The sequence below is a fragment of the Mesorhizobium sp. M0166 genome (assembly GCF_040322255.1).
GTDB lineage: Bacteria > Pseudomonadota > Alphaproteobacteria > Rhizobiales > Rhizobiaceae > Mesorhizobium.
The window spans coordinates 77,148-90,742 of sequence record NZ_JAMYTD010000006.1 but is presented as its reverse complement, the minus strand read 5'-3'; the positions used below and the strand labels follow the sequence as shown (position 1 = coordinate 90,742).

Sequence of the window (13,595 nt, the reverse complement as noted above, 5' to 3'; positions counted from 1 at the left end):
GGAAAGGACCTAAAGGATCGGCGCGCCGGAATAGGAAGCGAGGAACGCGTCGAGTTGCTGACTGGCCGTCGTTGCCGCCTGCTGGGCATCAACCCCGCCAAGCTGTGCCGACTGGATGGCGTCGGAGATGATCTTGTAGGCTTCCGGCGGAACCCGCGGCTCGGCGCGCGTCCCCAGATGGATCTCCTTGGCGAAGGTGCCGAACTTGCCCGTGCTGAAGACATCGGCGCCGGCCTTCAGCGCGCTGTTGCGCGGTGGCATATCGCTCTTGGCGACAGTGCACCAGTTTACGACACGGTCGATCGAGGCTTGGTCCATCGAGGCCAGCGCCCAGGCGCAGAACTGGGCGGAGGCATCCGGGTTCTTGCCTCCGGCATTGGCGACGAAGGCCCAGCCGCCGCCGACGGTGACGTATTTGCCATTGGCCGGCGTCGGCAATTTGAAGATGCCGTAGGGCACGTCCTTGGCGTTGTTGTCCATCGCCGAAATGCCCCAGATGCCGCAGTTCTGCATGGCGCACAGCCCCGCCCCGAGATTGGCGACGATGTCGAAGCCGCCGCCGACCACCTGACGCGGCGCCACGCCGGTATTGATGGCGTCCTGCCAGAGTTTCAGCGCCTGGACGGTGGCCGGAGAATCGAAGGCGCTCTTGCCGTCCTTGCCCTGGAATTCGCCGCCGCCCTGCCACAGGAACGGATACCAGGTGAAGTTCTGGTAATAGCCGGGAGTCGTTTCGAACAGCACGCCGTAGCGGCTGGGCGTCGTCAGTTTTTTGGCGACCGCCAACAGCTCGTCCCAGGTCTTCGGCACGTCGTTCTCGTTGAGCTTTGCATCCTCGAACGCTTTGACCGAATAGTAGAAGGCCATCGGCTCGACTTCCATCGGCACGCCGTAGATCTTGCCGTCCACCATGCGGTTGGCGATGACGCTTTCCGGGAAATCGGCTTTGGCGGCATCCTCGATATGCGGCGTCAGGTCGGCAAGCACGCCGCCATTGTAATAACGCAGGAAATCGCCGGGGCTGATGAGGAAGATGTCGGGGCCCTCGCCCGACGCGAAGGCCGTCGCCAGCTTGGAGCCGGAGATGTATTCGCTGTTGACGACATATTCGAGCTCGACCTTCTGGTCGTGGCCGTCGTTCCAGTCGGCCACCAGCTTTTCGAACCACTGGACCTGCGGCTTCACGTCTCCGCCAGGCGCATAGAACTGCCAGAATTTCAGCGGCGCTTCCTGAGCGCGCACGGCCATCCTGTTGATAAACGGGAAGCCTGTGAGGCCGGCGGCGAAAGTAGCGCCGGCCTGGATCAGCCGACGGCGGTTCAGGCTGGCCAATGGCCGGCCGCGGGTCGTTTTGTCAGTCATCAATTCCTCCCTTTGATGTTGTTCGGTCGAACGTTGGCGAAGGGACCTCCGTTCCCATTGCCGGCATCTGGCGTCACGCGCTGTCGAATGGGCTCAACGCGCATGGGATCACTTCGGTGCGCGGCGCGCCCTCGACTTTGGCACCCAGCCGTTCGAGCAGCATTTCCGTGGCGAGCTTGGCAAGCATTGTCGGACTGTTGCCGACACGGGTCAGCTTCGGCCTGACATATTCCAGTTGAGGCAGGTCATCGAAGACTGCGATGGCGATATCCTGAGGGATATTGATCCCATGGTCGTAGAATTCGGTCAGCGCACCGGAGGCCATCAGATAATTGGCGAAGAACATCGCCGACGGCAGGTTTCCGCCGTGCTTCTCCTTAAGCCAGGTAACGGCTTCCCGTCCCGACGGAGCAAGATAGCTTCCCTCGAACCGCAGATCGGCGGAGATTGGCACGCCATTGTCGGCGAGCCCTTTTTCGAAGCCGGCGGCACGCGCCATCGCCTCCTTGAAAAAGGAAGGCCCGGTGACATGGGCGACGCGGCGATGGCCCCTCTTCGCCAGATACTCGCCCATCAGATAGCCGCCGCCGAAATCGTCCAGCTGGACGCTGTCGACAGCATGGTTCGGCAGATGGCCGATGAAGACGGCGGGCAGATCGAGGCTGAGCAGTTCGCTGTGCATGCCGTGCAGCGCGAAGTCGGCAACGATGACGCCGTCGACCCGCTTGCGCCCGATCTGGCGTAAATATTCGCGGCCGTGATCCTGTGAATGTCCGCCCGGCACGTCGGTGTTGAAGATCAGCATGTCGAGGCCCACCACCTCGAGCGTCGACTGCGCCGTTTTCACCAGTTCCGGATAGAACGGGTTGCGGATGTCCGGGATCAGCATCGCGATGATGTTGGTGCGGCCGGTGCGCAGACTTTGCGCCTGCGGGTTCGGCGTGTAGCCGAGTTCGTCGATCGCCGCTTGTACACGTTCACGCAGCGATTTCGATACCCGGTCCGCATGGTTGATGACATGCGACACGGTCGTGCGCGACACGCCCGCTCGCGTAGCAACTTTGGAAATCGTGCTCATGGTTTGGTAGGTTATGAGCATGTGAATGCATTTGCAAATCGATTTTTACCGATGTCTCGCAAGTTAGGGCAGTCAGGCGGATTGCGCAAATGCCAAAAGAAAAGGCCGGACTGTTAAGCCCGGCCAAGTGTGAAGGTCTACAACCTCCAGAGGGGAACGCGCCGGACGCAATGGGAGGAGACATCCGACGCAATTCGCATATGGGTCTGTATTGGTGCCGTTTCAACGATGCGGCAGTAGACCAACGGCGTTGCTGCCATAGAGCCAGAAACGCAAAGCATTCGAAGGGGGCGGTGGATCGCAACTGCCAGTTGGACACAAAGGTCGCCGAATGCAGGGCGGCTCCTGGGATAGGGACTTCAGTCTGTAGGCCTATCGACCAAGGACCCGCGCAGCCAAACTTTGGTCCGAGGCTGCTATCGCAAAAGCCCGAAATGCGAGAGTTTCAGGAACTGAGTTCCGAGGAGCCCCGTTGCGATGCCGACTGTTACAGGAGGCCGCCATGGACCCGAGCATTCACCAGGCACGTTGGCTGCTTTTTTCCGTTATTTGGCCTGTGTTTCGGGGTCGCGGCCATTGGATTTATTGTTGGCTGACGGTGGAAGTCGGCGCTACCGCAGAGAGACGCAACCAAGGGAAGGCAAAAGACTTGCGCAGTAAATAGTCCCTTCCTGCGCTAGCGAGACCCACCAGTTACCATCGTGGGACTGGTGGGTCTTGACCTTACCGGATACAAACCGTTGTTTTAAGCATCAAACGAACTCGAACAGGAGGCAGCACGACAGGTCCGTATGATTAAAGGGATTTCCGACATGCGACTGGCAAGTTCATTGATGACGACCCGGAGACGAAGGACCGGATCTTCACGAGGACGTCGTGTCGGCATTTCTGTAGTCGTCTTGACCTTCGTTCTCGTCGTGAGCCCCTATCGCGTCGTGTTCGATGGACCGTCGCCGACGCTCGGCCTGCAGGCTGCCTGGGCCAAAGACGGCGGCAACGGCAATGGCGGGAACGGGGGCGGGAACGGGAATGGGAACGGCAATTCGGGCAATTCGGGTGGAAACTCCGGCAATTCGAACTCGAACGCCGGTGCCGGCAAGGGCAAAGCAAAGTCGCAGGACGACAATCTCCCTGATCCCGTCCCTGCGGTAAACCCGGACAGCAGGCCAAGACTCTTTATCAATGCCATCACGGGAGACCGGGTCGAGGTAAGTGGGCCGAGCATTGGCGTGGTGCATTCGAACGGCCTCAGCGAGCGCATTGATAGCGGCCAATATGAAATGCGGGATGCCAAGGGTCGCACCATCATTCGGCGCCTGGCGACGCGTTCCGATCGGGACAGATTGCTTGAAATGATCAACTGAGGCTCAGTTCACATCGCCGCGCCGTGCGGCAATTTCGGCTCAAGCATGATCGCGAACAGTCGGATGCTGGCGCTCAGTCGCATCGCGCAAGGTCATCGCGGCTTCGGTCCTGTTGCTTACGTTGAGCTTGGCCAGGATTCGCGTCATGTGGTGCTTTATCGTCTTCTCGTGCAGGTTCAGTCGAAGCCCGATCCGCTTGTTGCTCAGTCCCCCGGCAACCAGCGTCAGGATCTCCCTTTCGCGGCTGGTGAGATCGGCAAGTCCGTCAGCTTTCGCCGGCTCTTTTGATTGAGCAGACAGATCCGCCAACAGGCGCGCCGACAATTGTGGACAGACATATCGTTCGCCCGACGCTACCGTGCGCAGGATCGCAGCCAACGTCCTCGACCCGACCCCCTTCAGTACATAGCCCCTTGCCCCGCTCTGCAACGCGGTCATCACGTGCTGGTTTTCTTCCGAAACGGTCAGCATCACAATTTTCAGTGCCGGATGCCGCTCAAGGGCCGGTCCGATCACGCCAAGGCCACCTCCAGGAACCGAGATGTCCATCAGCAGAATGTCGGGCCGCTGGTCTTCGATTATCCGCAGGGCATCGTCTCTGCTGCTTCCTTCACCGACGATCTCGAACCCGCCGATCTGATCGAGCGTGCGCACAACGCCTTCCCTGAACAGCGGGTGGTCGTCGACGATGGCGAGCTTGATGGCTACTGTCATGTCTGCCCCATTTCAACGATGTTGAGGGCCATTCTTACGACTGTGCCACTCTGTGAGGAAGTCACGGTAAACTGGCCCCCGAGGCTTTCAACCCGCTCGCGCAGCCCAACGAGTCCCAGTCTCTCGGGACGCACGATTCGCGGGTCAAAACCCGCGCCGGCGTCGGCCACTTCGATACAAACGCGCTCGCCGTCGAAATGTTTCTCCACCGACTGACCTTCACCTCCGGCATGACGGAATCCATTGTTCAGCGCCTCCTGGACGAAGCGGAAGATGCAGATCTTGGCCGCCGGCGACAACGGGGTATGGCCGCCGGTCATCGATAATCTCACTTTGACGCCGGTTCGTTCTTCGTGCGCCTGTACGGCTAGCTGGAGAATTTCACCCAGCTCGGCATGCTCGATATGCGGCAGGACAAGGCCCTTGCTGATGCTCCTGATCTCGCGCATGGCATCGTCCAGATGTGCTTTGATGGCCAGCAATTCCTGTGCACGCTTCGATTGCGGCGTAGCGGGATCGGCAATGACGGGGCTGTCGATCCCCAGCGCCGCGAGAGCGACCAATTGCGCGGGGCCATCGTGCAAGTCCGCACCGATGCGCCTGAGATAGCGTTCGTTAAGTGCGGTGGCACGCTGCGAGGCACGCTGGACCCGCAGCCTCAACAGTCTGTTTTGAGCAAGCAGATCGGAAAGCTCGGCAATGCGCTGCTTCAACGAGCGGCTCTGCGAACTGATCGTGCGGCTGCCACGGAACACGATTGCCGACAGCCCGAGAAAGAAGGCCGCCGTGACGGCGGCAACGTCCAGCCAGGTTCGAATGAGTGCCTGATGCAGGTTTCTTTCAAAATCAGTGGCGACCTCGTAGAATTCCGAAACGGCCACCACTTCCCCCGACCATGGCTGCAGCACCGGATTGTAGATCTCGAGGAGATGCAAGCCGCTGGCTCTTTCGGCCTCGCTGTCCGGATCGTCGAGCTTGTCGAACTCCGAAACCATTTGGCCTGCGAATGCCGCCCGAAGATTGTCGCCGGGTTCAAAGCGCTTGCCGATCAATGTCTTGTCGGTCGAATACAGGATGGTTCCGTCGCGACGCCAGAGCTTGAAGGATTCGAGCCTTGTGCCGAGTGCCCCTTGTCCCAGCGTTTCATCGAGCGCGTGGGCGACGCTCTCGTCGAGGACTTCGCTCTTGCGCATATCCGGAAGCAGCGGCGCAATAACGCTATCCACGTAAAGAGCCGTAGCGGAAGCCGAATTCTGCGTGACCACGGTTTCGATATGGTTCGTGACGGAAATCCCCACCACCACCATCGCCGACAGGGAGAATAGACCGCCCGCGAGCAGGAACTGCGTTGCCAGCGACAGCGCATTCCAGCGGTCGACAAGGCTTGTCAGCCTGTGTGGCCTGGTATTCCGAATGGCCCGCTCGGCAGCACGCCGCACCAGTGGCGCGATTCTGGAGAGCCGGCTAATCCGCTGTCGAACGTCGCTAAAAGACGCCATCCTAGGTGTGTAACCGATCAATCGCGATGGAACTAGGGCCTGATGAGAGGGCGAACAGCGCATCCGGCGCTTTTTTGCGCAAACCGTCTCATTGCGTCGTTCGGTAAAGCTCGGACGCGGCCTCCTTCAGTGCCGCCCGTCCATCCGGCCTCAGATACATCATGTGCCCCCCCTCCAGCACCTCGGTGCGAATGGGCTTTGCACCGGCAAGCGAAGGAAGTTGACCAAGCAGGTAGCGCGAGCCCATGTACGGCGTCACCAGGTCGCTGTAGCCGTTGACGATCAGTACGCCGAGGCTGGGATTCAGCGTGCGCGCCTGCTGAAGGTCGTCCATGACACCCGCATAGCCCTGACGCGTCGCGCTCGTCCCATAGTCCCAGTTGCCGCTGACTTCACGGTTGAGAAGCCGATAGCTGATATCCGTACGGAAGTTCAATTCATCACGCACATAGCCGACGAAAGCGGAGGTGAGCGCCGGCACGCTTCGGTCGAGCACCGGATCGGGACCCTCGACTCCCAGGCTCTCTGGCGCCACGTCCGCTGTCGCGATGTTGCCGTCATAGGCGCTGAGAACATTGCCCTTTGCCCGTGCAAACTCCTTGGCGAACAGCCCTATGGGAATGCGTGCAAAGTGCCGCTGGACGAGATCGAGCGGCAGACCGGTGATTGCGGCGACACGCTGGCTCGCCAGGCGTCCACCCTGCTCCAGCCCACCGGCCAGCGCGGCCAGATAATCGCCGAGCGCATAGCGTTCGACTTCCGCCAGCCGCTCCTGCAGAGCAGGGCCGGAAACGCCTTCGCTATGCAGGCGCACTGCCGCCAGCGACGGCAGTTCGAGCGCCCAGTGGAGCGGCTGGAACTCGTCCGGGCGCACCAGCGTGAATTCGAGCGCCGGCGAAATCAGCACGACGCCGCTCGGGCTGATGCCGATGTCTTCCTGAAGCTTCCTGGCGAGCAATGCTGCTCGAAAGCCGCCATAGCTTTCGCCAGCCAGGAAGACAGGCGATGCCGTACGGTTGGTCTGCGCCAGATAGAGCCGGATAAACGCGCCTATCGACGCGGCGTCCTGGCTGACGCCCCAGAAGCTGTGTGCTTCCGTGCCGGGCGCTTCACGGCTGTAACCGGTTCCGACAGGGTCCACAAAGACCAAGTCGGTCATGTCGAGCCAGGTGTCGGGGTTGTCGAACAGCCTCTGCGGCGGCGGCAGGAAACTTCCATCGGCCGCCGTCGCCAGGACCCGCGGACCGAGCGCGCCGAGATGAAGATAGGCGGAAGCTGCTCCCGGACCGCCATTGAACACGAAGGTGATCGGGCGGCGCGGATCCGGTCCCGTTTCTTTCCCGGAATGCAGTGCATAGGCGACATAGAAAATCTCGGCGGTGATATCGCCTTTGCCGGACGGTAATGACAGCGTGCCGGCCTTGGCCTCGTAATCGAGCGTGCGTCCGGCAATGACGATCGAATGATCGGAAATCTGCGGCGGTGGCAGGAGCGAGAGAACCCCGCCTGTGGGCGGCGGCCGCTGGGCCGTCTCCGCGTGACCGACCCCAACTCCGGCAACCAACAGCAGAAGAGCGAGGGCGATTTCTTGCAGCTTGACAGGCATGACGTCTCCGGACCAATTGGCTGGAAACTAGCACACCGTCGGCCGAACCAAAGTCACAGCACCGTGCGCCAGTACATCTGACAAGAAGGGGTCGGGTTTGGAAATCCGATGCCCCCGCGGAAGATAGGGCGCTACGGTCACGGCGGCAGCCTCAACTTCTTGCAGCAGATACGTGCGGCGGAATGGCGGACCAAACGACTTCGTGAATTTTCTGCCGGTTGACTCGATTGGCCCACTTCCTAGGTTGGCACTCGGGCCTCCCGCGCAATCCGAAGTTGGTATGACATCTTTCCACACCCAAAAGCTTGCCCTTCTCCTTCTATCGGCAAGCGCCGCCATCCTGTCATCCTGCGTCATGCCTGACGACACGTCGAGCACTGCAAAGGAGGACGCCACGGCGGCGGCAGCCCGCAGGGAGATGGTCGGCCTTAGCGAGGCGGACGTTCGAATGTGCGCCGGCTTTCCGACCGCCACTGCCGATGTCGGCAAATCCGGTCAGATCTGGACCTATCAGCGCGTCGTTCAACGCGGCAATCTCAACATTGCCGTTCCGACGGTGGCCATTGGCCCCGTCCCGGCGCTCGGAGGTTCCGTCAACGTCGCCCCCGGCGGCTATTGCAACACACAAATTCGAATGGTTGACGGTCATGTTGCCGAGGTTGCCTACGCCGGCGACAACAACCTGCCGAACAACCGCGATGCGCTCTGTGTCAGCACGGTAGACGCCTGTGTCGCCTATGCCCGTCGGTATCGTCCAAGCAGGGCAATGGGCAGATAGCGGGATGAGTGGCATCGCCGCCGACCTGAACGCCTTAAGTTTCTGGTTTGCCGGCTAATTATTACCTTAGATCTCGATTGAGCATCACGATTTGACCCGATATTCCCCGCTCTCAACCGCCGACGCCATCGCGAATAGCGGAGAAATAGCGGTCGGTTCCGACCTGCCCGCCCTTGAGGGCAATTTCCAGCCCATCGATCGCCTTAACGCTTGAATGCGCCACACAAAGCGGCGAGCCCGGCGATACGGGCAGCGGCATTCGCACAGTCAGCGCGTCGACGCTCATCTGGCCAAGTGCATGGCTCGACGTGTCGCCGCCGGCGATGACCACGCGCAGCAGCTGCTCTTGAAGCGTCAGTTCGCGGAGAACCTCGCCAAGGCCACGGCCGAGCTTATGGCGGGCGCCTTCCCGGAGATCGATTTCAGTACCGCGGTCGGCCGCAGGTCCGAGCGCGGTGTAGAGGATGACGCTGCGCCCAGCCTGTAGGGTGGAGCGCCCGGTTGCAACCGCGCGCCCAATAGCGTCGTTCGACGTCTCGGAAACCAGTTCGACCGGGTCGAGCTCGATCCCGTCGAAGCCGTCGGCCAGAGCATGCCGGATCTGTCGTTCCGTCGTCGGCGAGCAGCTCCCCGAGACCACGGCGATCCTGTCGGCAGCGCCCGGCGGCGAAAAGGCAGGTTTGGCATCCACGATCCGGTTCGATGCCCATTCGACCAACAAGGCATATTCAATGCCCGAAGAGCCGACGACGAAATAACCGCCCGGCTTGCGAGCGCGCCAAATCTCCTTGCCGGCAAGCGCCTGGGTTTCCAGGCTGTCGACATCGACAAGCACGATACCTCTGCCATCCTCCACAAGCCGGTCGAATGCTTCCGACCGCGACGCAGACTGCAGCGTCGCCAGGTCGACCAGGCCCGAGCTGAGGTCTGTCTGGCGCGACAGATGGATCAGCAGGTCGGATTCGTCCATCGGCGTTATCGGATGGCGGCTCATCACCGGATGGCGGTCTATGCGGAAATATTTTTCGCGATAGGCAGCGAACAGATGACCGAAGGCGGTGTAGCGCTTCAGCTGCGGCGCGCCGACCACCAGCGGCACGCCGCCTTGCCGGAAAACCGAGCGGCCGATCTCGATCGCCCGGCCGATGCTGCCGATCGCCGGGCTGGAATCGAAGGTCGAGCAGACCTTGTAGTGGCAGATCTCGGCGTTGACGGTCTTCAGCCAGGCGAAGGCATCTCGCAGATGCGTGTCCATCCACTGCGGCGTCTCGCTGCGGCTGGTGCCGGCAAGCCCGAGGGCGCGGCAATGCGCGAACTGCGAAAGCAGCGCCTCGTCCGGCTGGCGCATGAACAGGACGGTCGGCACGCCGCCGAGCTCGAGCGCCTCCATGACGTCGGTCGAGCCGGTAAGGTCGTCGCCATAATAACTCAGAAGCAGGTTTTGCATGGCGTCAAGCCGCCTCGCCGCCGAACTTCTCGATCGATCGCGCCAGCTCGACATGGCTCAAGGCATAATCCGCCAACGGAATGTCTTGGACCGCCGCCTGCCAGGCCTGCTGCACGGCGCGCACGCCGGCGCCCGGCCCGTCCGGGTGGCTGACGATGCCACCGCCGCAGAGATAGAGAAGATCGACCGTCCGGCCGGTTCGCTGGAAGGTTTCAGGCGCCTGCCCGCCCCACTGACCGGAGCCGGCGACCGGCAATGCGCAATCGGCCGGCGAAAAGATCGGCGTGGTCACCGCCTTGAAGGATTCTACGAAGGACCAGTCGGGTTCCCAGTATTTCGAGGCGATGCCGTTGATCTGGAACTGGTCGACGCCGAGCAGCCGCCAGAACTGCTGCCAGACCTTGAAATCCATACCGAGGCCGGGATGACGGGTGAGAATGTCCCAGCCATTGCGGTGGGCATGGAGCACCAGGCTGGAGCGTTTTCGGAGGTAAGCCATACCGCCGAAACCAATCGAATTGATGTTGACCACGGCGCAATTGCCTCCGGCGTTTGCTACCAGGTCGTGGTTTCGCATCATCTCGTCGGGATCGGCATGTGAGATGCCGAAGGCATACATAACTTTCTTGCCGGTCTTCTGCTCGTGGTCGAGGATCAGTGGCATGATTGCCCTCACCCGCTCCGACAGCGGGGAATAGGCCGGGCTCATCAGCTTCTCGTCATCCTTGATGAAATCGACGCCGGCGGCAATGAGCTCTTGCACCATTGCGGCCGTCTCGTGCGGACGGAGCCCCAGCGCCGGCTTGACGATGGTCCCGATGATCGGACGATCCGCGACACCGGTCAGCCTGCGGCTGCCCGTGACGCCGAATTGCGGGCCCGGATGCGCGCCCCGGTATTCCTCGGGTAGCCTCATGTCTACAACCCGGATGCCGGACAGGCCCTTGATCGAAAAGGTGCCACCGATGGCGATGGTCATCAGCGCCGACAGGTCGGTGCCGATGGCGTCCAGCGGAAAGGCGATGTCGACGTCGGCGCGCTTGACCGGGCCATTGCTTGCTTCGGAGCCGGCTTCCGGGCCGGTTTCGGGAAGAGACGGCCGATCCGCATCCTGCAGATGCCGTATCGCCAGGACCCGCGCTGCGACCCTGGCCTTGAGCTCTTCGGTCTCGCCGGCCAGCGCGACGAAGGTTCCGGTCGACTGGTCGCTTGCGATCTTGGCCGCCAGCGCCTCGACATTGCCAGGCGTTTCGATGCGATAGGTGAGAATAATCATATTCGCGCGGCCTGCCGGGTGGTTCGAAAAAGGTTCCTTGGCCCTCGAAATCTGGTATAATGAGTACATAAGCATTGCAAGCCCTATCCAGCTTGGCAGGTAAGGGCGAGCCGGCAACAGGCGTTCCGGAATTCACGGCGGAAATGCTAGGTATAGGTCGGTCAAAGGAGTGATTCGCGACGATGAACCGTTCGGAGCCGATCGTCCGGCGCAAGCTTTCCGACGAAGTATTCTTGAGACTGAAGCGCCTGATCACCAGCGGCGAATTGCTGCCGGGTGACGACATGCCATCGGAGCGCGAATTGATGGAGCGCTTCGAGGTCGGCAGGCCGGCGATCCGCGAGGCGATGCAGGCGTTGAGCAATATGGGGCTGGTCGCGATCTCGCATGGTGAGCGTGCCAAGGTGCTGCAGCTCACCGCCAAGTCGATCATCAAGCAGGTCGATGGCGCAGCCAAGATCATCCTGTCGTCATCGAAGGACACGCTCGAGCACCTCAAGAACGCGCGTATCTTCTTCGAGCGCGGCATGGTCAGGGAAGCCGCGGAGAAGGCCACCGCCGAGGACGTGCAGCAGCTGCGGGCAACGGTTGCCGAGCAGCGCAGCCATCGTGGCGACTCGGAAGCCTTCATATCCGCCGACATGAAATTCCATACCCAGATAGCGGCAATATCCGGCAACCCGATCTATGTCGCCGTCAGCGAGGCAATGCTTGGCTGGCTAAAGGAATACCACACCGAAATGCTGATCTGGACCGGCAAGGAAAAGTTCACGCTGACCGAGCACGAAGAGATCATCGGACGCATCGAAGCCAAGGATGCGGATGGCGCCGAGAAGGCGATGATCAAGCACCTCGAACGCTCGCGTGCGCTTTACGTGATGAACTCCGGCAGCTGAAAATCAAGAGCAAGGTCCCGACCGGCGTAGCGGCCGCGACCTTGCTCTCGGCCTTCTGACTGACCACAGATCAGGATGCAGCTTCGGGGCAAGCGGCAACATCGCGAGGCGACACCGTATTCCGCTGCCTCAGCGTTAGGGCAAGAGCCGCACCGAGGAGAGCCGCCGCCGCGGCGAACCAACCGGCAACGCGCAACCCGTTGACGACATCCGATGCGACGCCGGCCTGCCCGCCTAAACGGGCATTGGCCACGGCAAGAATGGCGGCGAGACCCAATGCCGCGCCGATCTGCAGGGAGGTCGACGCCAGCGCCGACGCGACACCCTGTTCATGGGGAGCCACTCCGGAAGCGGCAGCGGCGAAGAGCGTCGTAAAGGCAATGCCGCCGCCGAAACCATAGATGACGATACCGGCAGCACCGTCCAATACGAACCGCCCGGCGACATCGCAAAAGCGATCGCTGCCAGCCCGATCCCATATATGACCATGCCGGCGAACATCGTCGCACGCGTCCCCCAATTGTTGAGCAGCAGCGCCGCGGTCTTCCCTCCGCCGATCATTGCAAGTATCCCTAGCGGCACGAATGCCAGGCCGGCGGCGAGCGCGTTGTAACCGAGCACATTTTGGAAATACGTCGTAAGAAGGTAGTAACCGGAACTCAGCGCCATGTGGTGAAAGAAGCTCACCGCCATGGCTGCGACGAGGCTGCGATTGGCAAACAACCGCCGTGGCGCGAGCGGATCAAGCACGCGGCTCTCGATGAGAACGAAGGCGCAAAGCAGCAGCGCCCCGATCGACAGTGATCCGGCGGCCCGAACTGTCTGCCAACCCACCTCGGGACCACTGGCTAGACCGAACACCAACAAGGTCGCCGCTGCTGTGACGACCAGCGCACCCGGAAGATCAAAACTGCGGCTGCTGGTTCTCGCGGGATCTGGCGCCAGCAGAATTGGCGCAGCGATAAGCGCGGCACACAGGGCCAGCGGAACGGTGAAGAAGAAGACCGCCTGCCAACCCCAGTTGTTGGTGAGGCCGCCGCCGATGATCGCGCCGGCTGCCAGGCCGCCGCTTCCCGTCGCGCCCCAGACAGCAAGCGCCCGGTTGCGTTCGCTGCCTTCCGCGAAACTTGTATTGACCAACGCCATGGTTGCTGGAAACAGCAGCGCTCCGCCCAGGCCTTGCACCGCCCGGGCAGCCACCAGCGTTAGGGCATCGGGAGAAAATCCGCCGGCCAATGAGGAAACGCCATAGATCACCAGCGCCAGGATGAACATGCGCCGTGGCCCGAGCCGGTCGGCTGCGCGGCCGCCGAGCAACAGGAAACCACCAAAAGCCACCGCGTAGGCGCTTACGACCCATTGCAGCGACTGGACCGTAAAGCCGACATCACGGCCAATATCTGGCAAGGCGACATAGACGATGTTGTAATCGATGGCGATGATGAACTGCGCGAACGCCAGGAGCGCCAGTCTGGGCCCGGACCAGCGCTGCGGTTTTATGATACGCTCTGAATCCGGTATATGTGCCGCGTTGTTTTCATTCAGCGATTTCAGCATTTGCATCTTCCCAGCCAT

General features: G+C 61.5%; 11 protein-coding genes. 3 read left to right on the top strand and 8 right to left on the bottom strand.

Annotated elements, in window-relative coordinates:
• Positions 1-9: 9 nt before the first annotated feature.
• Positions 10-1,362: an ABC transporter substrate-binding protein gene (locus tag NKJ46_RS10005; RefSeq protein ID WP_352664500.1), complete on the bottom strand. Its 1,353-nt coding sequence runs from the start codon at positions 1,360-1,362 to the stop codon at positions 10-12.
• A 73-nt stretch (positions 1,363-1,435) separates the two neighbouring features.
• Complete coding sequence (locus NKJ46_RS10000; protein WP_352664498.1) at positions 1,436-2,440, bottom strand: LacI family DNA-binding transcriptional regulator; 1,005 nt, start codon at positions 2,438-2,440, stop codon at positions 1,436-1,438.
• A gap of 899 nt (positions 2,441-3,339) precedes the next feature.
• On the opposite strand from NKJ46_RS10000, the gene NKJ46_RS09995 reads away from it, so the two are divergent.
• On the top strand, positions 3,340-3,804 hold the full coding sequence (locus NKJ46_RS09995) for a hypothetical protein (protein WP_352664496.1): 465 nt from the start codon (positions 3,340-3,342) through the stop codon (positions 3,802-3,804).
• A 39-nt stretch (positions 3,805-3,843) separates the two neighbouring features.
• On the opposite strand, the gene NKJ46_RS09990 is transcribed toward NKJ46_RS09995, so the two are convergent.
• From NKJ46_RS09990 to NKJ46_RS09980, 3 genes are all read right to left on the bottom strand, one after another.
• Positions 3,844-4,518, bottom strand: a complete 675-nt coding sequence (locus NKJ46_RS09990; protein ID WP_352664494.1) for a response regulator — start codon at positions 4,516-4,518, stop codon at positions 3,844-3,846.
• Entirely contained in the window at positions 4,515-5,570 is a 1,056-nt protein-coding gene (locus tag NKJ46_RS09985; RefSeq protein WP_352664492.1) for a sensor histidine kinase, read from the bottom strand. Before NKJ46_RS09985 ends, NKJ46_RS09990 begins: the two co-directional genes overlap by 4 nt.
• A 535-nt stretch (positions 5,571-6,105) precedes the next feature.
• The gene (locus NKJ46_RS09980) at positions 6,106-7,623 is read right to left on the bottom strand and encodes a S10 family peptidase (RefSeq protein ID WP_352664490.1); all 1,518 of its coding nucleotides are present in this window, start codon (positions 7,621-7,623) and stop codon (positions 6,106-6,108) included.
• 280 nt (positions 7,624-7,903) lie between these two features.
• Here NKJ46_RS09980 and NKJ46_RS09975 point away from each other — a divergent pair, with 280 nt between their 5' ends.
• Positions 7,904-8,401, top strand: coding sequence for a hypothetical protein (locus tag NKJ46_RS09975; RefSeq protein ID WP_352664488.1), 498 nt, complete (start codon positions 7,904-7,906; stop codon positions 8,399-8,401).
• Positions 8,402-8,513: 112 nt separating this feature from the next.
• Here the strand turns inward: NKJ46_RS09975 and NKJ46_RS09970 are convergent, their stop codons facing one another.
• The gene (locus tag NKJ46_RS09970) at positions 8,514-9,848 is read right to left on the bottom strand and encodes a four-carbon acid sugar kinase family protein (protein WP_352664486.1); all 1,335 of its coding nucleotides are present in this window, start codon (positions 9,846-9,848) and stop codon (positions 8,514-8,516) included.
• A gap of 4 nt (positions 9,849-9,852) precedes the next feature.
• Positions 9,853-11,124 carry a 3-oxo-isoapionate-4-phosphate decarboxylase OiaX gene (gene oiaX / locus NKJ46_RS09965; protein WP_352664484.1) on the bottom strand — a complete coding sequence of 424 codons (1,272 nt, stop codon included), beginning with the start codon at positions 11,122-11,124 and terminating at the stop codon, positions 9,853-9,855.
• A gap of 182 nt (positions 11,125-11,306) precedes the next feature.
• On the opposite strand from oiaX, the gene NKJ46_RS09960 reads away from it, so the two are divergent.
• Positions 11,307-12,020 (top strand): transcriptional regulator NanR, encoded by a 714-nt coding sequence (locus tag NKJ46_RS09960; RefSeq protein ID WP_352664482.1) that lies wholly within the window; start codon positions 11,307-11,309, stop codon positions 12,018-12,020.
• A gap of 234 nt (positions 12,021-12,254) precedes the next feature.
• Here NKJ46_RS09960 and NKJ46_RS09955 read toward each other — a convergent pair whose 3' ends face one another.
• Positions 12,255-13,577, bottom strand: coding sequence for an MFS transporter (locus NKJ46_RS09955; protein ID WP_352664480.1), 1,323 nt, complete (start codon positions 13,575-13,577; stop codon positions 12,255-12,257).
• Between the last annotated feature and the right edge of the window lie 18 nt (positions 13,578-13,595).